Source organism: Azospirillum palustre (genome assembly GCF_002573965.1).
GTDB lineage: Bacteria > Pseudomonadota > Alphaproteobacteria > Azospirillales > Azospirillaceae > Azospirillum > Azospirillum palustre.
On sequence record NZ_PDKW01000040.1, the window covers coordinates 758989 to 780879 of the forward strand.

Consider the following 21891-nt stretch of genomic DNA (forward strand, 5'->3'; position numbering starts at 1 on the left):
CTGCCGCGCGGCAGCCTCAGTCGAGGTGACCCTGCGCCGCGAAATGCTTGCGGATGGTCTGGGTCAGCTGGATGAACGTCGGGTCGCCCATGACGTCCAGCGTCCGCGGGCGCGGCAGCGGGACCTCGTAGGTGGCGGCGATGGTGCCGGGCCGTTCCGACATCACCATCACCCGGTCGGCCAGGAACACCGCCTCGGGGATCGAGTGGGTGATCAGGATCACCGTTTTGCCGGTCTCGTGCTGGATGCGTTGCAGCTCGACATTCATCCGCTCCCGCGTCATGGCGTCGAGCGCGCCGAACGGCTCGTCCATCAGCAGGATCTTCGGGTCGTGCACCAGCGCCCGGCACAGGGCGGCGCGCTGTTGCATGCCGCCCGACAGCTGCCAGGGATACTTGTTCTCGAACCCCTTCAGCCCGGTCATCTCGACCAGCTTGTGGGCGCGTTCCAGATAACGCTCGCGCGGCAGGCGGCGGATCTCCACCGGCAGCATGATGTTGCGCAGCACCGACCGCCAGGCCAGCAGGGTCGGGCTCTGGAAGACGATGCCGGTGTCGTCGTGCGGCTCGGTGACCGTGTCGCCTTCGATTTTGATGGTGCCGCTGCTGACCGGCAGCAGGCCGGCCAGCATCTTCAGCAGGGTGGACTTGCCGCAGCCGGACGGACCGACCACCACCAGGAACTCGCCCGGCCGCACGTCGAAGGTGATCGGGCGGAGCGACGGCACCTCGCCGTCGCGGGTGCGGTAGGTCTTGGTCACGCCGTCGATGCGGATCAGCGGCTCGCCGGACAGGCGCTGCGTCGCCGCCTCGCCGACCAGTTTCAACTGAGGCTGTGCCATGCTCTCCTCGTCGCTCCCTGCTGTGGGCTGGGCGGTGGGCCGTGCGGTGGGCCGGTCGGTCACGTCTGGCTCGCGCTTACTTGGCGGCGGCGTTCACGGCGGCGGCGGCCGGGTCGGGCGGCAGGAACTCGCGGGTGTAGAAGCGCTTGGGGTTCTCCTTGGCCGCCGCGTCCAGCCCGCCATACTCGACCAGCAGATCGACCGTCTCCTTCATGTTGGCGTCGGTGACCTGGAAGGGCCGCAGCTTCTCCGTCTCCTTGGTGCGGTAGAGCGGGATGGTCAGCTCGAAGCCTTCCTGCAAGGTGTCCGGCTTGCCGCCCTTCGGGTTGGCCTTCAGGATGGATGCTGCGGCGTCCTTCGGCGCCTTCTCCGCCTCTTCGACCGCCTTGGTGGTGGCGGCCATGAAGCGGCGGACGAGGTCCGGGTTGCTCTTCATCATGTCGGTGTTGGCGATGATGCCCGACGAGACCATGTTGACGCCGTAATCGGCGAAGCGGATCGGCGTCACCGACTTGCCGGTGGCGTCCTTGATCTTCATGCTCTGGTCCATGACATAGCCCAGCAGCAGATCGGCCTGACCGTTGATGACGGCGTTCAGCTTGGTCTGGGCGTCGCCCGACACCACCTCGAAGTCACGCTCCTTCAGACCGGTCTTCTTCAGGAACAGCGGCCAGATCTGGGACATGCTGTCGCCCGGCGTCATGGCGACGATGCGGTTCTTGATGTCCTCCGGCTTGCGGATGTTCTTCTCGGTGAAGCCCATCGCCGACATCGGGCTGGTCTGCAGCAGCACACCCGGCGAGGTCACCGGCGCGCCCTTCATGGCGGCCTTGATCATGGTCGGCACGTCGACATAGCCGAAGGTGACGCCCTTGGCGGCGACCAGCTGCGTCGTCACCGCCGATCCGCGGCCTTCCTGGATTTCCAGGTCGATGCCCTCGGCCTCGTACAGCCCCTTGTCCTTGCCGTAATAGAAGGGCGCGTGCTCGCCATAGACGTACCAGTTCAGCATCAGCGTCACCTTGTCGGCGGCCTGCGCCGGCAGGGTGGAGGCGGCAAAGGCGCAGAGCGCCGCGACGATGGTTTTCTTCATCACGACCGTTGGTCCTCCCATGGGTGGTGGATCGCCCCGTCGGCCTGCGGTGTGCGGCGTCGGGGTTCTTGTCGATGAATGGATGCTTTGAAGTGCCGTCAGGCCCCGAGATTGGCCTTGTGGCGCTGGCTGGAGTGCCAGGGAATGGAGAAGCGCTCGACCACGTCGATGACCCAGAACAGCACGACGCCCATCAGCGCCAGCACGGTCAGCGCCGCGAACATCAAGGGCAGCTCGAAATTGCCGATGGAGCGTTGCAGGACGAAGCCGATGCCGGAGTTGGAGCCGACGAATTCGCCGACCACCGCCCCGACCACGGCCAGCGTGATCGAGACCTTCAGCCCGGCGAAGATCGCCGGCAGCGCATGCGGCAGGCTGACCATCTGGAAGGTCTGGAGGCGCGACGCCTTCATCGAGCGGGCGAGGTCCATCATCTCGTTGTCGACCGACTTGAAGCCCTGCACCGCCGACACGACCACCGGGAAGAAACCCAGCAGGAAGGCGGCGATGACCTTCGGCATCAGGCCGAAGCCGAACCACACCACGAACAGCGGCGCGATGGCGACCTTGGGGATCGACTGCGAGAAGACCAGCAGCGGGTAGACATAGGCTTCGACCACGCGCGATCCGGCGATCAGCATCGCGATGGGAATGCCGAACAGCACCGACAGCGCGAAGCCGCCGAGCGTGGCCGTGAAGGTGGGGACGGATTCGGCCAGCAGGCGCGGCCATTCGTCGATCATCGCCAGCACGACGTCGCCGGGCTTCGGCACGAGATAGGCGGGAACGCCGAACACCCGGACCGACAGATCCCACAGAACCAGCAGGATGACCATCAGCAGGATGGGGCGGACCCAGTCGGAATTGAGCAGGCGCAACGCTGCGCCCGAGCGAGAGCGGGGTTCCATGCGTCTCCTCCGGCCGGCGGGCTCGGGGCGACCAGTGTGGCGGTCGCTATGTTTTAACCGGCTGGTTAAAAGTACGTCCGCATGCCCCCTGCGGTCAACACAGAAAATGGCGCGGACGAATCATTTGCTTTCCGAACCATCGGCGGAACGGCTCCGATGCCGCGCAAAAAAATACCCCGCACCGGGGAGGCGCGGGGCAGGTCAGGGAGGAAACCTTGAGGAAGAGGTGCCGTGTCAGTCGCGGCCCTTGCCGACCAGCAGCCGCTCCAGCCCATAGACGCGGTCGAGCACCAGCATGGCCGCCACGGTCAGGAAGATCAGCACCGCCGACACCGCCGCCACCAGCGGATCGATGTTGTCCTGGATGTAGAGGAACAGGCGGACGGGCAGGGTGGTGGTCTCCGGCGAGGCGATGAAGACGGTCATCGTCACCTCGTCGAAGCTGTTGATGAAGGCCAGCACCCAGCCGCTGGCGACGCCCGGCAGGATCAGCGGCAGCGTCACCCGGCGGAAGCAGGTCCAGGACGAGGCACCCAGCGACGCGGCCGCATTCTCCACCGCCCGGTCCATGCCGGTCGACGCCGCCAGGATCAGCCGCAGCGCGAAGGGCAGGATGATGATGACATGGCTCAGCACCAGCCCGGCGAAGGTGCCGCCCAGCCCGATCATGGTGAAGAAGCGCAGGAAGGCGATGCCGAGCACGATGTGCGGCACCATCAGCGGCGACAGGAACAGCGCCTGGATCGCCTCGCGCCCGAAGAACTGGTGGCGCGCGATGGCGAGTGCGGCCGGCACCGCCACCAGGATCGCCAGGGTGGAGGACACCGCCCCCAGCAGCAGGCTGTCCTTGAAGGCGCGGATGAATTCCGGATTGTCGCCGATGGCGCGGAACCAGCGCAGCGACAGCCCCTCGGTCGGCAGCGACAGATAGCCCTGCGAGGTGAAGGCCACCGCGCAGACGATCAGGATCGGCGCCAGCAGGAAGCCTAAGAACAGGACGTGGAAGATCAGCGCGAGCGGGCCGTTGCGGTTCATTCGAACACCTGTTTGTAGCGACGTTCGACCAGCCGGTTGCAGCCGACGATGATGACGACGTTGGCGATCAGCAGCAGCACCGCCACCGTGGCGCCCAAGGGCCAGTTCAGCGTGTTCAGGAACTCGTCATAGGCGAGCGTCGCCGCCACCTTCAGCCGCCGCCCGCCGATGATCGCCGGGGTGGCGAAGGCGCTGGCCGCCAGCGCGAAGACGATGATCGACCCCGACAGGATGCCCGGCACGATCTGTGGCAGCACCACCCGGCGCATCACCGTCAGCGGCCCGGCCCCCAGCGACAGCGCCGCATTCTCCACCTGCGGGTCGAGCCGCTGGAGCGAGGCCCAGACCGACAGCACCATGAAGGGCACCAGCACATGGGTCAGCGCGATGATCACGCCGGTCTCGGTGTACATGAACTCGATGGGCGTTGCGATCAGCCCCAGCCCCATCAGCCCCTGGTTGACCAGCCCGGTCGAGCCGAACAGCAGCGCCCAGCCCAGCGTCCGCGACACCACCGAGATCAGCAGCGGCCCCAGCACGATCAGCAGGCACAAGCCCCGCCACGGCGACTTCATCCGGCGCAGGATGTAGGCCTCCGGCGCGCCGAACAGCGCGCACAGCAGCGTCACCACCGCGGCGATGCGGAAGGTGCGCAGGAAGACCTCGTGGAAATAGCTGTCGGCGATGATGTCGGCATAGTTGCCGATCTGCCAGACATTCTCGATGCCGCCATAGAAGCTGAAGCTGTTCAGCGACAAGAGGAAGGTCATCGCCAGCGGCACCAGCAGCAGCACCGCGAACAGGGCCAGACCCGGCGCGCTCAGCAGATAGGGTGTCCAGGGCCAGCGGCGCGGCCGGCGCGGCGGCGGTGCGTGGGTGGAGGGATTTGCGGCAGTCGCCTGCACTTGGCTTTCGGTGGAGGCCGCCATGCTCATGCCGCCTCCTGGGCATTGAAGACCGTATCCGGGCCAGCAGGCATCACCGCCATGTCGTCGGCCCGCCAGCCGACCATCACCCGCTCGCGCTCCGCCGGCAGGGGCGAGCCGTCATGCTGGCGGATCACCATCAGCCGCCCGGCGGCGGTCTCGATCTCGAACAGCCACTGCGTGCCCTGGAAGACGCGGGCCAGCACGGTGCCGCTGAGGCCGCCGGCATCGACGAAGCCGATCTTCTCCGGCCGCACGGCCAGCGCCCCCGGACCCGCCGCCATCGGCTGCGCCACCGGCCAGACGCTGTCGGCCACCGTGATGACGGTCCCGGCCGAGCCGCCGCCGACCATGCCCGGCAGCAGGTTGGTGCGGCCCAGGAAGTTGGCGACGAAGGCGTTGGCCGGGTGGTCGTAGGCGTCCTGCGGGGTGGCGACCTGCTGGATGCGGCCCTTGTTCATCACCACCACGCGGTCGGACAGCGCCATCGCCTCCGACTGGTCGTGGGTGACGAGGATCATGGTGGTGCCGACGGTGCGCTGGATGCGGCGCAGCTCGATCTGCATCTCCTCGCGCATCTTGGCGTCCAAATTCGACAGCGGCTCGTCCAGCAGCAGCAGGCTCGGCTTGATCACCAGCGCGCGCGCCAGGGCGACGCGCTGCTGCTGGCCGCCCGACATCCGGCGCGGGTGGCGGTCGCCATACTGCTCCAGCCCGACCAGCTTCAGCGCGTCGGCGACCATGCGGTCGCGGTCGGCGCGATTGATCTTGCGCATCTCGAGCCCGAAGGCGACGTTTTCCGCGGCGGTCATGTGCGGGAACAGGGCATAGCTCTGGAAGACGATGCCGAGCCCGCGCTCGTTCGGCTTCTTCGCCAGCAGATCCTGGCCGTCCAGCATCACCCGGCCGCCATCGGCGTCGAGGAAGCCGGCGATCATCTGCAAGGTGGTGGTCTTGCCGCAGCCCGACGGCCCCAGCAGCGAAATCAGCTCGCCCTTCTCAACGGTCAGCGAGACGTTGTCGACCGCCGTCCAGTTTCCGAAGCGCTTGGTCAGTTGGTCGAGAACCAGATAAGCCATGCCGTCGTCTCCCTCTTCCCCTTAGTCCCCCTCTCCCCCCCGGGGAGAGGGTCGGGGTGAGGGGGATGCACTGCATGGATTCTCGAGAATCCTTACCTTGCGACCCCCTCACCCTAACCCTCTCCCCGGGGGGGAGAGGGGATAAGCAGCCTTACCTCAGCGCTCGATCTCGCGGGTCCAGCGCTTGTTCCAGATCTCGCGGTTCTTGTTGATGGTGTCCCAGTCCACCACCAGCAGCTTGCCGACCTGTTCCGGACCGTAGGGAATGCCGGCCTGCTTCTCGGCGGGCAGCTCGACCGTCTTGTTCACCGGGCCGAAGCCGGCGCTGACGGCGAGAGCGGTCTGCGCCTCGACGCCCAGCATGTGCTGGATGAACTTCTGCGCTTCGGGCGCATTCTTGCTGCCGGCGACCTGACAGGCGGCGGAACCCAGCACGATGCCGCCTTCCTTGGGATAGACGAAGGTGGCGGGGAAGCCGGTGTCGGCCAGCGCCTTGGCGCGGCCCGAGCCCCAGACGGCGATGACGGCCTGGTTGCTCTGGAACAGCTCGGTCATCTTGCCCGGCGACGGCTCATAGGCCAGCACGTTCGGGTTGATCTTGTCCTTGAACTCCTTGAAGCCCGGCTCGATGTTGGTCTCGCCGCCGCCGTTCAGGCGGGCCATCATCACCAGCGCGTGCAGGCCGTAGCTGTTGTTGATCGGCGGGATCGCCAGCTTCTTCTTGAAGCGCGGATCCTCGATGTCCTTCCACGAGGTCGGGGCCGGGATCTTGTTCTCGTCGAACCAGGCCTTGTTGTAGAGGATGCCGGTGCCGACCGCGCCGAAGTTGATCGCCTTGCCCGACGGCATCTTCGCCAGATCGTAGAGCTGGTCATAGACCGGCGCCTTCTCCAGGTCGGCGCAGAAGTTCAGCGCCACCGCCTGGTACATCGGGCCGTCGTCGAGGATGACGACGTCGATCTGCTGGTTGCCACGCTGGGCCTGCAGCTTGGCGAGGTTGTCGGTGGAGTTGCCGGCGACATACTCGATCTTCACCCCGTTCGCCTTCTCGAAGGCCGGGATGATGTCCTTGCGCATGGTCTGCTCGAACGACCCGCCATAGGCGGCGACATAGAGCGTCTTTTCCTGGGCTGCCGCCGTCTGCACCGCGGCCATGCCGCACCACAGGGCCGCCGTCGCCATCAACCCGCACATCACCGAGCGCATCGTCATTCTCCTCTAGAGCCTATGTCCCTGTTTACGATCCCGGATTCATCGGAGCCCGATCTGCGGACCGCATGTCCATTGCGTTCCGGAGCACCGCTTTTACCGCATCTGACCTTTCCGGCCGTCTGCTGCGGGCTTTATTTCTTGAGGCTTCGCGCCCAGGACATGGACCAAGGGTGATGGTGCAGTCACATAACCGTCAAATCGAATTCCCGCCATCATTCATCCGCTAATGTTATAATTCCGTGCTGCGAACGAGTTGAGCGGGGTTTCCGGTGCCGCCGATCCCGAGAAAACTGTCGCGGAAGCGGGTCGCCTCCTCCAGGAAGCCGGCCAGGAAGTCCTCGGCGATCATCGACAGCGGCACCTGGGCGGAGCGCAGGATGGCGATGTCGAAGCCGATGCGCGGCTCGAACGGGCGGACGACCAGCCCGTGCGGCACGTAATCCTGGGCGGTGAAGGGGTCGACGATCGACATGCCGTAGCCGGCCGCCACCATGGCGCAGGCGTTCATCGTCAGCTGGGTTTCCACCCGCATCAGCCGCGCCACGTCATGATCGGCGAAGATGGTGTCGATGCGGGAGCGCAGCAGGGCCGGCGGGCTGGTGGAAATGAAGCTCTCCCCCTCGAAATCCTTCGGTGCCAGCACGTCTTTGGCGGCCAGAGGATGGCCGGGCGGCAGGATGGCGACGGCGGGAATCCCGTGGATCTTCTCGGTCAGCACCGCCGCATGGTCGATGGGAGTGTGGGCGAACCCAAGCTCGCACTGGCCGGTCGCCACCCAGTCCAGAATGATCGGCGAGGTGCTGCCGCGCAGCGCGATGTCCACCCGCGGCCGGTCGCTGAGGAAGCGCGCGACATAGCGCGGCAGGAACCCCACCCCCAGCGCCGGCATCGCCGCCACCCGCAGCGCCCCGCTGCGCCGCGCGGTCAGGTCGCGCGCCGTCTGCTCGATCAGTTCCAGCCCGACGAAGGCGCGGTCGACCACCTGATAGAGCGAGATCGCCTCGCTGGTCGGGGCGATGCGCGGGCCGCGCCGTTCGAACAGCGTCAGCTTCAGCGCATATTGCAGGTCGCCGATCAGGCGGCTGACCGCCGGCTGCGAGATGTTCAGCAGCTCCGCCGCCGCGGTGATGCCGCCGGTCAGCATGACGGCGCGGAAGGCCTCGATCTGGCGCGGATTGATCATGGCGCCCGCCCCTTTGCCCAAAGCGGACACAATCCCCTCTCCCCCCCGCTCACGCGCAAACGAAGTTTGCGCTGACGCGACAGGCGGATCGAAGATCCGCCGAAAGCGGGGAGAGGGTTAGGGTGAGGGGGACGCATAGCGAGGATTCTCGGGAGCGCCACGCAATGCCTCCCCCTCACCCCGACCCTCTCCCCGGGGGGAAGAGGGAGACCACACCCCACCGAATCATAACATTCAGTCATGAAACACCCCTTCGATCTGATTTGACAGTTATAGGTTGGCTGCCGATGCTGTCGCAAGGATCACGGGAACGGCCGGGTGTCTCCGGCCAGAATCTCCCGGCGTCTCGGCAAAGAAAACCCTGCGGTTTGCAATACATCCATGTGTAACGCCGGCAGATCCGGCGCGACCTCAAAGATTTACGGCGTATCGTCAAATATTCGACACTGTATGCGGGTGCCGGATGCGGCGATGCGCGCCACACGATAAATGCGGCGGCCGATGCGCACGGGAAACGGTGCGGCGGCGGCGGGAGTGGAGACGATGACGCAGCCCAGTCGGGGCGGAGAATACGACGTCGCCGTGATCGGCGGCGGGCTGGTCGGATCGGCGCTGGCCTGGGGCCTCGCCCGTGCCGGCCAGAAGGTCGCCATGCTGGACGAGGGCGACATCGCCGTGCGGCCGTCGCGCGGCAACTTTGCCCTGGTCTGGGTGCAGGGCAAGGGCCTTGGCATGCCGGAATATGCCGGCTGGACCAAGAAGTCCTCCGACGACTGGAGCGGCTTCGCCGACCTGCTGCGCGAACAGACCGGGCTGGACGTCGCCTACCGCCGTCCCGGCGGCTTCATGCCGATGCTGTCGGAAGAGGATCTGCAGGCCCGCGCCAACACCATGATGCGGCTGCACAACCAGCCCGACATGATCCGTTACCCCTACGAGGTGATGGACCGCGAGACGCTGCGCAAGGAACTGCCCTTCATCGGACCCGACGTGGTCGGCGGCACCTATTGCCCGCTGGACGGCCATTGCAACTCGCTGCGGCTCCTGCGCACCCTGCACAAGGGCATCGGCCTGCTGGGCGTCGATTACCGGCCCAACCACCGGGTCGAGCGCATCGAGCATCGCGACGGCGGCTTCCACATGAGCACGGCAGGCGGCGAAGTCCGCGCCGGCAAGATCGTGCTGGCCGCCGGCCATGACAGCGCGCGGCTGGCGCCGATGGTCGGTCTGTCGGCCCCCGTCCGTCCGCAGCGCGGCCATGTCATCGTCACCGAGAAGACCGCGCCCTTCCTGCACCACCCCACCGTCTATGTCCGCCAGACCGACGAGGGCGGGGTGATGATCGGCGACAGCTTCGAGGAGGCCGGCTTCGACACCACGCTCCAGCCCGGCGTGTCGTCGGCCATCGCAGAGCGCGCCATTCGCTTCTTCCCGCTGCTGGGCAAGCTGAACGTGGTGCGGAGCTGGGCGGCCTTGCGCGTGCTGACGCCGGACGGCTTCCCGATCTACGAGGAATCGAAGACGGCACCCGGCGCCTTCGTCGCCACCTGCCACAGCGGCGTCACCCTTGCCGCCAACCATGCGCTGACGCTGGCGCCGCTGATCGCGGCCGGCGGCCTCGGCGACAGCTTCACGCCCTTCAGCGCCCGGAGGTTCCATGTTCCGCAGGCTGCCTGAGATCGAAACCGCCAGCCACACGGTTTCCTTCACCATCGACGGCCGTCCGGCCAGCGCGCGGGCCGGCGACAGCGTCACCGCCGCCCTGCTGGCGAACGGCGTCACCGCCTGCCGCACCACGGCCGTCAGCGGCGCGCCGCGCGGTCCCTACTGCATGATGGGCGTCTGCTACGACTGCCTCGTCACCATCGACGGCACCGGCAACCGCCAGGGCTGTCAGGTGCGCGTGGCCCCCGGCATGGCGGTGGAAACCCAGAACGGCAAGCGCGAGGTGGAGCGATGAGCGCCCCCAACCCCAAGTTCGACTTCGATTTCGACATCGCCGTCGTCGGCTCCGGTCCGGCCGGCCTCGCCGCCGCCGCTCTCGCCGCCTCCAAGGGCGCCTCGGTCGTCCTGCTCGACGAGCAGGCGGAGCCCGGCGGCCAGATTTACCGCGCCGTCACCGAGACGCCTGTGCGCGACCGCAAGGTGCTCGGCCCCGACTATTGGCATGGTGCCGAGCTGCTGGGTCCGTTGCGCGACAGCGGTGCCGTCCACTGGCCGGGCACCATCGTGTGGAGCGTCGCCCGTCCCCGTGAGGACGCGGCCGACGGGCAGCGCCCGATCCAGATCGGCCTGTCGCGCAACGGGTCGGCGGCGATGCTGACCGTGCGCCACGTCATCCTGGCGACCGGCGCGCTGGAGCGGCCCTTCCCGATCCCCGGATGGACCCTGCCGGGCGTGCTGGGCGCCGGTGCGGCGCAGGTGCTGCTGAAGACCTCCGGCCTCGTGCCGTCGGGTGCCACGGTGATGGCGGGCAGCGGCCCGCTGCTCTGGCTTCTCGCCTGGCAGTATCTCCAGGCCGGCGCGCGGATCGACGCCATCCTTGACACCACGCCGAAGGAGAACTGGCGCGCCGCCCTGCCGCTGCTGCCCGGCTTCCTGCGCTCGCCCTATCTCGGTAAGGGCATGAAGCTGATGCTCGACGTGCGGCGCAAGCTGACCGTCATCGGCAACGTCACCGCACTCCGCGCCGAAGGTGCCATCGGGGATGAGGGCGCCCTCAAGAGCGTCGTCTACACCCGCAACGGCACCGAGCACCGGCTGCCCGCCGACACGCTGCTGCTGCATCACGGCGTCGTCCCCAACCTGAACCTCGCCAACGCCACCGGCTGCGCCCAGCGCTGGGACGAGCAGCAGCGCTGCTGGCGTCCGACCACCGACGAATGGGGCGCCACCTCGGTGGAGGGCGTGTCGCTGGCCGGTGACGGCGCCGGCATCGGCGGCGCCCGCGCGGCGGAGGAGGCCGGCCGCTTGGCGGCACTTGACGCCCTGCACCGGCTGGGCCGCATCGGACGCGAACAGCGCGACCAGTCCGCCGCTCCGGTCCGCGCAGCACTCGACCGCGCGCTGACCGGCCGCGCCTTCCTCGACACGCTCTACACCCCGGCGGAAGCCTTCCGCGCGCCGGCCGACGACACCATCGTCTGCCGCTGCGAGGAGATCACCGCCGGTGCGGTGCGCGAGGCGGTGCGGCTCGGCTGTTCTGGTCCCAATCAGGCCAAGAGCTTTCTGCGCTGCGGCATGGGGCCGTGCCAGGGCCGCCTCTGCGGCCCGACGGTGACCGAGGTCATCGCGGCGGAGCGCGGCGTTTCCCCGGCAGAGGTCGGCTATTACCGGCTGCGCCCGCCGGTGAAGCCGATCACGCTGGCCGAGCTGGCGGCCCTGCCGAAGACCGACGCCGACATCGACGCCGTGTTCAAGCACTGACCGGAGGCGCCCGATGACCGCGACCGCCTCGTTCAAACCAGACGTCATCGTCATCGGCGGCGGCCTGCACGGCTGCTCCGCGGCGTTGCACCTGTCGATGCGCGGCATCCGCGTGCTGGTGCTGGAGAAGGACCATGTCGCCCGCCACGCCTCCGGCGTCAATGCGGGCGGCGTGCGCCAGCTCGGCCGCCATGTCGCCGAGGTGCCGCTGACCGTCGCCTCGATGGCGCTGTGGCACGGCATCCGGGATCTGGTGGACGACGATTGCGGCTTCGAAAGCCACGGCCAGATCAAGGTGGCGGAGAGCGAGGCGGAGCTGGCAACCTCGCACGACCGCGTCGCCGAACTCAACGCGCTGGGCTTCACCCACGAGGAGGTGATCGGGCAGGACGAGCTGCGCGCGCTGGTGCCGGCCATCGCCGATCACTGCGTCGGTGCCCTGGTGTCGCGCGGCGATGGCGCGGCGATCCCCTTCCGCACCACCTTCGCCTTCCGCCGCAAGGCCATCGCGCTCGGCGCCCGCTTCCAGGAGGGCGGGGCGGTGACGCGGCTGTCCCGCCAGGGCGGCCTGTGGACCGTCGAGACCGCCGATGGTGCCCGCTTCGAGGCCCCGGTGGTGGTGAACGCCGCCGGCGCCTGGGCCGACCGCATTGCCGCGCAGGTGGGCGAACCGGTGCCGCTGGAGGTCATCGCACCCATGCTGATGATCACCGCCCGCGTCGCCCCCTTCATCAAGCCGGTGGTCGGCGCCACCGGCCGCACCCTGTCCTTCAAGCAGTTCCCCAACGGGACCGTGCTGATCGGCGGCGGGCTGCTCGGCCGGGCGGTGCGCGACGAGAACCGGACGGAGCTGGACTTCTCGCAGGTGTCGGTCAATGCCCGCACGGTGTGGGACCTGTTCCCGTGCATGCGCGGCGCCACCATCGTCCGCTCCTGGGCGGGGATCGAGGCGCGGATGCCGGATCAGATCCCGGTGATCGGCCCCAGCGGTACCGAGCCGGACCTCTACCATTCCTTCGGTTTCTCCGCGCACGGCTTCCAGCTTGGCCCTATTGTCGGGCGCATCACCGCCGACCTGATCACGGGCGGGTCCACCGACCTGCCCATCGCCCCGTTCAGCATCGGCCGCTTCGCCGCCTGACCCTTTGGAGCATCCCATCGTGACGATCCAGCGCTTCCACCTGACCCCGCGCCTCTGCGACATGGTCATCCACAAGGACACCGTCTATCTCGCCGGCCAGATCGTCGACGACGGCTCCACCGATGTGGAGGCGCAGACCCGCGACGTGCTGCGCCAGATCGACAATTTGCTGGCCGAGGCCGGCACGTCGAAGAGCAACCTCCTGACCGCCACGGTCTATCTCGCCGACATCGCCACCTTCCCCGAGATGAACGCCGCCTGGGACGCCTGGGTCGACAAGGCCAACCCGCCCGCCCGCGCGACGGTCGAGGCCCGCCTGGCCGACCCGTCGATCCTGGTCGAGATCGTGGTCGTCGCGGGCCTCTAACCCCACCCATCTTCGCCACTTCCGGAGCCTGCCATGAAGCGCCTCGTCACGGGCGTTGCCGCCCTCCTCTTGCTTGCGTCCGGCGGTGTCGCCGCCGCGCAGGAGATCCGCATCGCCACCGAAGGCGCCTATCCGCCCTTCAACTTCACCCAGCCCGACGGCAAGGTGGCGGGGCTGGAGGTCGACCTCGCGCAGGCCCTGTGCGAGCGGATGAAGCGTCCCTGCACCGTCGTGGCGCAGGAATGGGACGGCATCATTCCGGGCCTGCTGGCGAAGAAGTACGACGCCATCATGGCGACGATGAACATCACGCCGGAGCGGGCGAAGGCCATCGGCTTCTCCACCCCCTACATGGTGGTGCCGGCCTATTTCGTGGCGCCGGCCAACTCGACCATCGACGGCTCGCCGGCCAGCCTGCGCGGCAAGACCATCGGCGCCCAGGTCTCCACCACCCATTCCCGCTATGTCGAGAAGCATCTCGGCAGCGACGCGACGCTGAAGACCTACGACACCGCGTCCAACCTGCTGGCCGACCTGAAGGCCGGGCGGCTCGACGCCGCCATCACCACCGGCGCCACCGCGTCCGACTGGGTGAAGGGCGACGGCGGCAAGTCGGTCAAGCTGGTCGGCCAGCCGGTGATCGACGCCGAGGTGTTCGGCCCCGGCATCGGCGTCGGCCTGCGCAAGGAGGACACTGGCCTGAAGCAGTCCTTCGACGAGGCGATCCGCGCGGTCGTGCAGGACGGCACGCTGGCGCGCATCGCCGCCCGCTACGTCGATTTCTCCATCACCCCCTGAGTTCTTTTCAAAAAACCCCAGAGTTCTTTCAAAAAACCAAGGAGCAGTTCCCCGTGATCAAGCGCATCGAGAAGACCAAGATCATGCACCGCGTCGTCGTCAACAACGGCACGGCCTATCTCGGCGGCATCATCGCCGACGACGTCAGCGTCGGCATGGGCGGCCAGGTCACGCAGATCTGCGGCAAGCTCGACCAGGTGCTGGCGCTGGCCGGCAGCGACAAGACCAAGCTGCTGTCCGCCCAGCTGTTCATCACGAACATGGGCCTGAAGGACGAGATGAACGACGCGTGGCTGTCCTGGCTGGACGGCAACGACCTGCCGGCCCGCGCCACCATCGGCGTCGCCGATCTCGGCAAGCCGGAAATCCTGATCGAAGTGGTCGTCACCGCCGCCGTCTGATCGGGGGCTGCAAGGTTCCCTCTCCCCTCGGGGAGAGGGCTACCCCAGCAAGCGCTCGAACAGATCCTCGCCGCCCATCTGCCCGCCTTTCAGCATCAGTTCCAGCCCATCGACCGAAGGGTCGTCGGCATGGGTGCGGCTGACGGTGACGCCCGGCGCCAGCGTGCAGCGGTAGGACAGGCCCCAGCAGCCCAGCGCCCGCACCGCGAGGCTGGATGTGTCGCCGCCGGCAATGCCGACCCGGCGCACGGGCACCCGCCGCAGCACCGCCGCGACGAACTCCGCCGTCGCCGCCGCGACCCGCCCGGCCTGGGCGGTGTCCGCCGTCCCGGCCTCTGCCGGGGCCGTCCACACCAGCGTGTGGCGCCCGGCCGCCAGCGACGCTGCCACCTCTCCCAACAAAGTTTCCGCATAGCCGGGATCGCCGCACAGCGCCGCCGCATCGCCCTGGATGCGCGTGTAGGAGCCCGCCGCCTCGATCTGCCGCCGCGTCACTGGCGACAGGCTGCCCGCCATCAGGAACACCGGCCTGTCCGCCGCGGCCAGCGGCGTCTCTTCCGTCACTGAAGCGTCGGACCCGGCGTTCCAATGCGCGACCAGCGCCTGCGCCACGCTGCTCGGCCCGACCGCCAGCAGAGGCTCGCTCACCGCCCGCTGCCAGATCAGCCGCCCGACAACCGCCAGATCCTCGGCCCGCGCCACGTCCAGCAGCAGCGCCGACGGCCCCTCCGCCAGCAACCGCTCCATCAGCCGGTCGAGCCCATCGCCGTCCAGCCCGTACTCCGGGAAATGCAGCGCCGCCATCCCCCACAGCCCCTGCGCGGCCAGATGCCGGCGCAGGTCGGCCTCCGCCATCGGGGTGACGGGATGGACGCTCATCGTCGGGTGGCGGTCGATGCGATGGACCATCCCACCGGTGCCCGCCGCCGCGAACAAGGTGCTGAACAGGCAATAGCGCCCGATGTTCGGCTGCCCGCCCACCACCGGCCGGAAGCGGTTGGGAAAATGCGGCGCCAGCGTCCGCACCGCTTCGCCGATGCTGCCGACTTGGGCCGCGCTGTCGAAGGTGGAGCAGCATTTGTAATGCATCACCGCCACGCCGAGTGCGGCGAAGAAGCGGCCGACCGGCTCCAGCTCCGCCCGCATGGCGTCCGGCGCCATGCTGCGCGCCGCCCCGGCGATGCCCACCGCATCGAGCGGCCCCCCGGCGTCCATCTGGGCTTCCCCCAACCGGGCGACGTCCGGCACGTCGAGGAACAGCAGCGCCCGCTGCCCGGCCTTCGCCAAGGCGGCCAGCGTGTCGGTCGCCCCGGTGAAGTCGTCGCCGTACCAGCCCAGTCGGGGAGTCGCCGCCATCGTCCTCAGCCCTTCTTTCCGAAGAAGTCGAGCGACCGCCGCAGCTCCGGCTGCCCCGCCGCCGCTTCGTCGAGCGTGCGCCCGGCCCGCACGGCGTCCCAGGCCTGCCGGATGCTCCGCACGCCGGCCGCCGGACCGTCGGGATGGGCCATGATGCCGCCGCCGGACATGAACATCAGATCGGCGGTCCCCACCGCCTCCCAGGTGACCGGCACCGTGCCGGCCCATTGCCCGGAGGAAAAGGCCGGCATCACGGCATCCGACGCGTCCGCCGCATCTGCCGCCAGCGGCGCCAGACAGGCCCGCGCCCCCTCGATCACCTCGTCGTCGGGCTGGGCGAACTTGCCGTTCAGCCCATGGACATGCATGTGGTCCACCCCGGCCAGCCGCCACAGCGCCTGATAGGCGTCGAAGCCGATGCCCAGCAGCGGATGGCGCGACAAAGCGCCGAAGCCGTTGCGGTGGCCGTGCAGCGCCAGCCCGCTGTGCCGGCGCAAGGTCTGCACCGCCGAATAACCGCACCAGTTCAGGCTGACCATGATGCAGGACCCGCCTTCGCGCTCCACCAGATCGGCGTGGCGGCGCATGGCGTCGGTCTCGTCGGTGATGTTGAAAGCGACCATCACATGCTTGCCGGTGCGGTCCTGGTGGCGGCGCACCCGGTCCATCACCGCCGGGATGCGCTGGGCCAGCGGCGCATGGGCCGGATCGGCGCAGATCTCGTCGTCCTTGATGAAGTCCAGCCCGGCGGCGCACAGCGTGCCGACCAGATCGCCGGTCTCTTCGGCCGACAGCCCGACATTCGGCTTGATGATCGAGCCGACCAGCGGCCCGTCCGCCACCCCGGTCAGCCGCCTCGTGCCGGCGACGCCGTGGCGCGGCAGGTCGAACTGCGCGCGGTAGGCCTGCGGGAGGCGCAAGCTCTCCAGCCGCAGCCCCGTCACCTCGCCCAAATCATAGAGGTTGCCGGCGACCGTCGCCGCCAGCGTCGGCAGGTTGGCGCCGATGTTGGCGGTCGGGAAGGAGATGGTGACGCGCGCCCGCTGCCAGGGCCCTGGGTTGCGCTGCCGCTCCAGCCAGGTGTTCGGCAGGGCAGGGGTCTCGGCGACGTCCAGCTTCTCCACCGATTCGACGATGGCGCGGGCGCGGGCGCGCAAATCGTCGGTCTCGCCATGGACGCGGGTGAAGGTGCCGCAGGACTGTTCGCCCGCCATCACCTCGGCCACCTTGGCCGGGGCGAGGGGGGTTTCGATCAGGTATGTGGCTTCGATGCGGTCGGCGTGCATGTCGGCCGCCCCTTACAGCTTGCTCAGGTCCGGGAACGGCCGCACCGGGTCGCTGCCGTCCCAGCCCACCGACGCCTCGCGGATCAGGTCGAACATCTTGCCCTTCGGCCCGGCGACCTCGGACAGCTCGATCACCGTGCCGGGGTGGTATTCGGTGTCGAAATAGATGAAGCGGCCCTTCTCGCCGACCTCGCCGCTCATCACCGGCTTGAAGCCCTGCGCCAGCAGACGCTCCAGATCGGCGTCGTAATCCTCGGTCCAGTAGGCGACATGCTGCAGCCCGGTGTTTCCGGCCTGGAGGAAGTCGCGGTACATCGACGGCGCGTCGTTGCGGGTCTGGATCAGCTCCATCTGCAACGGGCCGGAGTTGGCCAGCGCCACCGAATTGTGAACCTCGTAGGATTCGCCGCGGTAGCTGTAGTTCCGGATCGGAACCCGCTCGTTGTAGAACCAGGGCCCGATGCCGAGCGTGCGGCTCCAATAGTCCATGGCGGCTTCGATGTCGCGCACGACGTAGCCAGCCTGACGGATCTGGCCGAAGAATCGGCTCATTGAGGGAACTCCGAATAAGAGGAAAACGGGTGGCTTTAACGGGCCAGGAAGCCGGTCGAAATCCAGGGAATGGCGGCGACGATCACCAGCCCGACCAGCAGAGCGCCGACATAGCCCCAGATGTGCTTCAGACCGTCGTCGGGGTTGACCTTGCTGATGGCGCAGGCGCCGTAGTAACCGACGCCGAAGGGTGGGGCGAACAGGCCGATGCCCATGGCGAAGATGACGACCATCGCATAGTGGACCTCATGCACCCCGGCCGCGCGGGCGATGGGGAACAGCAGCGGTCCGAACAGGACGATGGCGGGGATGCCCTCCAGAACGCTGCCCAGGATGATGAAAGCGACGATGGAGATGGCGAGGAAGCCGTAGGCGCCACCGGGGATGCCGGCCATGAAGCGCGCCAGATCGGAGGAGAAGCCGGACTGTGTCAGGCCCCAGGCCATCGAGGTGGCGCAGCCGACGATGAAGATGATGGCCCCGGTCAGCGACGCCGTCTCGATCAGCATCGGCTTCAGCCGGCGCCAGTCGAACTGGCGGTAGATCAGCAGCCCGACCACGGTGGAATAGGCGATGCCGATGGTCGACACCTCGGTCGCCGTCGCGATGCCCTCGACCACCGCGGCGCGGATGACGAAGGGCAGGGCGATGGCGGGCAAGGCCACCATGGCGAGCCGGGCGATCTCGCGGCCGGCGGTGCGCTCGACATGGCTCAGATCCTCGTTGCGGTAGCGCCGCCAGACCACGAAGCACAGGCAGGCGCCCAGCACCACGCCCGGCAGCATGCCGCCGGTGAAGAGTGCCGCGATGGACACGCCGGTGACCGACCCGATGGTGATCAGCACGATGCTGGGCGGGATGGTCTCGGTCTGCGCGCCAGTCGCCGACAGCAGCGCCACCAGATCGCCCGGAGGGGCGCCGCGCTTCTTCATCTCCGGGAACAGCACCGGGGCGATGGCCGCCATGTCGGCGATCTTCGATCCGGAGATGCCGGAGACCAGATACATCGCGCCGATCAGCACATAGGACAGGCCGCCGCGCACATGGCCGAGCAGGCTGGCGAGAAACTGGATCATGGCCCGGGCCATGCCGGTCATCTCGATCAAGAGGCCGAGGAAGACGAACAGCGGCACCGCCAGCAGGATCAGGTGGCTCATCCCCTCGTCCAACCGGCCGACCATCACCAGGAGCGGCGTCGAGGTGGTCAGCGCCAGATAGGAGAAGGTGGCGAGCGCGAAGGAGAAGGCGATGGGCACGCCGGCGAAGACGTTGGCGGCGACCAGCCCGACGAAGAAGATGACGAGGTTCAGCTGCCCCAGCGGCTTCAGCATCGGCCCGGCGACCCAGAAGCCGGCGACGATGGCGCCGGTCACCAGCGCCGCCGCCAGCACGGTCAGGGGCCGGGCGACGCGCAGCAGGCGGAACAGGGCGGCCACCAGCATCAGCCCCAGCCCGACCGGCAGGGCGGACGCCCGCCACGCGTTGGAAATCTCCATCGCCGGGGTGGTGATGAACTGCTCCTCCATCGCGTAATCGACGGCGTGGTAGAGCACCAGCGTCAGGAAGGCGATGGGGGCGGTGATGGCGATGCATTCCAAGAGGCTGCGCGCCTGCGGGCCGACGCGGCTGACCAGCCCGGTCATCCGCATATGCTCGCCCCGGCGCAGCGCCACCACGGCGCCCAGCATCGACAGCCACAGGAACAGGATGGAGGCCAGCTCGTCCGACCACACCAGCGGGGTGTGGAACAGGTAGCGGGCGGTGACGCCGGCCAGCAGGACGACGATCTCGACCAGCACCAGAAGGCCCGCCACGACCTCGACCCCGACGGACAGGCCGTGGTCGATCCTGCGCAGCAGCGAGCCGCCGCCGGCACCCAGAGTGCCGGGAGCCTCGGCGAAGCCGTGGACCGGCTCGGACATGTGGGACATGGCGGGATGTTCCTTCATGCGGGAAGACCTGAATGGACTGCGGCTGCGGTCAGGCGAGCTTGCCGACCGCTTCTTCCAGCAGGCCCCAGGCCTCGTCGCCGAAGCGGCCCTTCCATTCGCCGTAGAAACCGGCGTCGCGCAGCTTGGCGCGGAAGCTGTCGGGCGAGGGCTGGTTGAAGGTCAGCCCCTTCGATTCCAGGTCGGCCTTGACCGACTGGTTCAGCGCCTTGATGTCGCCGCGCTGGGCCACGCCGGCATCGTTGATGGCGTTGGCGACGATGGTCTGCATGTCCGCCGGCAGGCCCTTCCAGGCGCGGCCGTTGGCGATGAACCAGAAGCCGTCCCAGATGTGGTTCGACAGCGAGCAGAACTTCTGCACCTCGTACAGCTTGGCGACCTGGATGATCGGCAGCGGGTTCTCCTGCGCATCGACGATCCGGGTCTGCAGCGACGAATAGACCTCGCTGAACTGCAGGCTGGCCGGGGCGGCGCCCAGCCCCTTGAACATGGCGATGCTGAGCGGGCTGACCGGCACGCGGATCTTCAGCCCGTTCATGTCGGCGGCGGAATTGATCGCCTTGTCGCCGCTGGTCATCTGGCGGAAGCCGTTGTCCCACATCTTGTCGAAGGCATAGAGCCCGACCTTGGAGATGGCTTCGCGGACATGGGCGCCCAGCTTGCCGTCCATCGCCTTCCAGACCTGATCGTAGTCGGAGAAGGCGAAGCCGACCGCGTTGATCGCGGCGACCGGAACCAGCGTGGCGATCACCAGCGCCGACGGCGTGAAGAAGGTCAGGCCGCCGCTGCGCACCTGGGACAGCATGTCGGTGTCGCCGCCAAGCTGGTTGTTCGGGAAGATCTTGACCACGGCCTTGCCGTTGGATTCCTTGGCGATCCGCTCCGCCGCCTCGTTGGCGCGGACGTTCAGCGGATGGCTCAGCGGCAGGTTGTTGCCATATTTCAGCTCGAACTCGGCGGCGCGCGCGATGTGCGGCATGCCGATGACGGCGCCGGCGGCACCGATCGCCGGAATGGCGGCGGGGGTGGCGGCGATGGCCTTCAGCATCGTGCGGCGGCTCAGACTGGTCATTTCAAACCTCCCATGGATTACCGGCCGACGTTGCTGTTTCCGGCCTTGCGTTTCTGATGTGATCTGATGTCAATTGATGATTGTTGGATGGACGGTATGTCCAGCGCCGACAAGTGTCAAACACCGAAATTGATGGTTTTTGATGGTCTCGACGAAGGACGATCCGGAAATTGCCGCCGGACCCCGCAGCCTGCCGCGGGTGGTCGACATCGCGCAGGCTGCGGGTGTCTCCACCGCCACGGTGGACCGCGTGCTGAACAACCGGCCGGGGGTGCGCGCCGCCACCGTGCAGCGGGTGCTGAAGGCGGCGGCGGAGCTGGACTATCTGCCCGACGGCGACCTCCATGCCGCGGCGGGTCAGAAGCCGATGCGGCTGTCCTTCCTGCTGCCCGCCGGCAACAACCGCTTCCTGACCGGGCTGGGCGAGATGATCCGGCGTGCCGACGCCATGCTCGCCCCGCACGGGGTGAAGGCGCAGGTGGAGTTCATCCGGAGCTTCAATCCGGAACTGCTGGCGCGCAGCCTGTTCCAGCATGGCCGCCGCGCCGACGGCGTCGCCTTCATGGCGCTGGAGCATCCGGCGGTGCGCGAGGCGGTGGACGCGCTGGCCGACCGCAATGTGCCGAGCGTGACGCTGATCTCCGACATCCTGAACTGCCGGCGCGCCGGCTATGTTGGGCTGGACAACCGTGCGGCCGGCCGCACCGCCGGCTACCTGATCGCGCGTTTTTTGAAACACCGCCAGGCCAAGGTCGCGATGATCGCCGGCAGCCTCAGCTACCGCGCGCATGAGGACCGCGAGATGGGTTTCCTCCATGTCCTGAAGGAGATCGCCCCCGACATCGAGGTTGTGGGGCTGCGCGAAGGCCATGACGACGAGGGGAAGAGCTACCGCCAGACCCGCATGCTGCTGGGCCTGCATCCCGACCTTGCCGGGGTCTACAACATCGGCGGCGGGGCGGAGGGCGTGGCCCGCGCGCTGAAGGAGACGCGGCGCGAGCGCGAGATGGTCTTCATCACCCACGGCCTGACCACCGAGACCAGAGGCCTGCTGATCGACGGGGCGCTGGACGCGGTGATCACCCAGGACCCGCGCAACACCCTGTCGGCCTGCGTCGGCATCTTCACCAACCTGCGCGCCGGCCGGCCGCCCATGCAGGCGGTGGAAAGCCCAAGGGCGGAAGTGATCTTCCGCGAAAACCTGCCGAAGAACATGCTGCCGGACGAATGAGGAAATCGGATAAACGCCCTCTCCCGCCCCGGGAA

The 21891-nt window shown here is 68.1% G+C and carries 21 protein-coding genes; 8 read left to right on the forward strand and 13 right to left on the reverse strand.

Annotated features, from left to right (window positions below; genetic code table 11):
• Window positions 1–16: 16 nt before the first annotated feature.
• The 8 genes from CRT60_RS13275 to CRT60_RS13310 form a co-directional block, all read right to left on the reverse strand.
• Window positions 17–841: an ABC transporter ATP-binding protein gene (locus tag CRT60_RS13275; protein WP_098736845.1), complete on the reverse strand. Its 825-nt coding sequence runs from the start codon at window positions 839–841 to the stop codon at window positions 17–19.
• A gap of 76 nt (window positions 842–917) precedes the next feature.
• Window positions 918–1934, reverse strand: a complete 1017-nt coding sequence (locus CRT60_RS13280) for an ABC transporter substrate-binding protein (protein WP_098736846.1) — start codon at window positions 1932–1934, stop codon at window positions 918–920.
• 98 nt (window positions 1935–2032) lie between these two features.
• Entirely contained in the window at window positions 2033–2842 is an 810-nt protein-coding gene (locus tag CRT60_RS13285; RefSeq protein ID WP_098736847.1) for an ABC transporter permease, read from the reverse strand.
• A 234-nt stretch (window positions 2843–3076) separates the two neighbouring features.
• On the reverse strand, window positions 3077–3877 hold the full coding sequence (locus CRT60_RS13290; RefSeq protein WP_098736848.1) for an ABC transporter permease: 801 nt from the start codon (window positions 3875–3877) through the stop codon (window positions 3077–3079).
• Entirely contained in the window at window positions 3874–4812 is a 939-nt protein-coding gene (locus tag CRT60_RS13295) for an ABC transporter permease (RefSeq protein WP_098736849.1), read from the reverse strand. Before CRT60_RS13295 ends, CRT60_RS13290 begins: the two co-directional genes overlap by 4 nt.
• Window positions 4809–5882 (reverse strand): ABC transporter ATP-binding protein, encoded by a 1074-nt coding sequence (locus CRT60_RS13300; protein ID WP_098736850.1) that lies wholly within the window; start codon window positions 5880–5882, stop codon window positions 4809–4811. Before CRT60_RS13300 ends, CRT60_RS13295 begins: the two co-directional genes overlap by 4 nt.
• A 156-nt stretch (window positions 5883–6038) precedes the next feature.
• Window positions 6039–7094 carry an ABC transporter substrate-binding protein gene (locus tag CRT60_RS13305; RefSeq protein ID WP_244592465.1) on the reverse strand — a complete coding sequence of 352 codons (1056 nt, stop codon included), beginning with the start codon at window positions 7092–7094 and terminating at the stop codon, window positions 6039–6041.
• A gap of 229 nt (window positions 7095–7323) precedes the next feature.
• The gene (locus tag CRT60_RS13310) at window positions 7324–8277 is read right to left on the reverse strand and encodes a LysR substrate-binding domain-containing protein (protein ID WP_098736852.1); all 954 of its coding nucleotides are present in this window, start codon (window positions 8275–8277) and stop codon (window positions 7324–7326) included.
• A gap of 543 nt (window positions 8278–8820) precedes the next feature.
• Between CRT60_RS13310 and CRT60_RS13320 the strand changes: the two genes are divergently transcribed.
• Genes CRT60_RS13320 through CRT60_RS13350 form a run of 7 tightly spaced genes read left to right on the forward strand, consistent with a single transcriptional unit; the run spans window position 8821 to window position 14410 of the window.
• Window positions 8821–9954: an NAD(P)/FAD-dependent oxidoreductase gene (locus CRT60_RS13320; RefSeq protein ID WP_098736853.1), complete on the forward strand. Its 1134-nt coding sequence runs from the start codon at window positions 8821–8823 to the stop codon at window positions 9952–9954.
• A complete protein-coding gene (locus CRT60_RS13325; RefSeq protein WP_098736854.1) occupies window positions 9935–10237 on the forward strand; it encodes a (2Fe-2S)-binding protein in 303 nt (100 codons plus the stop codon). Before CRT60_RS13320 ends, CRT60_RS13325 begins: the two co-directional genes overlap by 20 nt.
• Complete coding sequence (locus CRT60_RS13330) at window positions 10234–11703, forward strand: FAD/NAD(P)-dependent oxidoreductase (protein ID WP_098736855.1); 1470 nt, start codon at window positions 10234–10236, stop codon at window positions 11701–11703. The genes CRT60_RS13325 and CRT60_RS13330 overlap by 4 nt, the downstream gene beginning before the upstream one ends.
• A 13-nt stretch (window positions 11704–11716) precedes the next feature.
• Window positions 11717–12844 carry an NAD(P)/FAD-dependent oxidoreductase gene (locus CRT60_RS13335; protein WP_098736856.1) on the forward strand — a complete coding sequence of 376 codons (1128 nt, stop codon included), beginning with the start codon at window positions 11717–11719 and terminating at the stop codon, window positions 12842–12844.
• A gap of 19 nt (window positions 12845–12863) precedes the next feature.
• Window positions 12864–13211 (forward strand): RidA family protein, encoded by a 348-nt coding sequence (locus tag CRT60_RS13340; protein WP_098737035.1) that lies wholly within the window; start codon window positions 12864–12866, stop codon window positions 13209–13211.
• Window positions 13212–13244: 33 nt separating this feature from the next.
• Entirely contained in the window at window positions 13245–14009 is a 765-nt protein-coding gene (locus CRT60_RS13345; protein WP_098736857.1) for a transporter substrate-binding domain-containing protein, read from the forward strand.
• A 53-nt stretch (window positions 14010–14062) separates the two neighbouring features.
• On the forward strand, window positions 14063–14410 hold the full coding sequence (locus CRT60_RS13350; protein ID WP_098736858.1) for a RidA family protein: 348 nt from the start codon (window positions 14063–14065) through the stop codon (window positions 14408–14410).
• Window positions 14411–14449: 39 nt separating this feature from the next.
• On the opposite strand, the gene CRT60_RS13355 is transcribed toward CRT60_RS13350, so the two are convergent.
• From CRT60_RS13355 to CRT60_RS13375, 5 genes are read right to left on the reverse strand one after another with little or no spacing between them, the layout of a single operon-like run.
• On the reverse strand, window positions 14450–15766 hold the full coding sequence (locus CRT60_RS13355) for a four-carbon acid sugar kinase family protein (RefSeq protein WP_098736859.1): 1317 nt from the start codon (window positions 15764–15766) through the stop codon (window positions 14450–14452).
• Between the two features lie 5 nt (window positions 15767–15771).
• Complete coding sequence (locus CRT60_RS13360; RefSeq protein WP_098736860.1) at window positions 15772–17052, reverse strand: ribulose-bisphosphate carboxylase large subunit family protein; 1281 nt, start codon at window positions 17050–17052, stop codon at window positions 15772–15774.
• A 12-nt stretch (window positions 17053–17064) separates the two neighbouring features.
• Window positions 17065–17604 (reverse strand): VOC family protein, encoded by a 540-nt coding sequence (locus CRT60_RS13365; protein WP_098736861.1) that lies wholly within the window; start codon window positions 17602–17604, stop codon window positions 17065–17067.
• A 35-nt stretch (window positions 17605–17639) separates the two neighbouring features.
• Entirely contained in the window at window positions 17640–19535 is a 1896-nt protein-coding gene (locus tag CRT60_RS13370) for a TRAP transporter large permease (protein ID WP_098736862.1), read from the reverse strand.
• A 49-nt stretch (window positions 19536–19584) separates the two neighbouring features.
• Window positions 19585–20625 carry a TRAP transporter substrate-binding protein gene (locus CRT60_RS13375; RefSeq protein WP_098736863.1) on the reverse strand — a complete coding sequence of 347 codons (1041 nt, stop codon included), beginning with the start codon at window positions 20623–20625 and terminating at the stop codon, window positions 19585–19587.
• Window positions 20626–20767: 142 nt separating this feature from the next.
• Here CRT60_RS13375 and CRT60_RS13380 point away from each other — a divergent pair, with 142 nt between their 5' ends.
• Complete coding sequence (locus CRT60_RS13380) at window positions 20768–21856, forward strand: LacI family DNA-binding transcriptional regulator (RefSeq protein ID WP_098736864.1); 1089 nt, start codon at window positions 20768–20770, stop codon at window positions 21854–21856.
• Window positions 21857–21891: the final 35 nt, after the last annotated feature.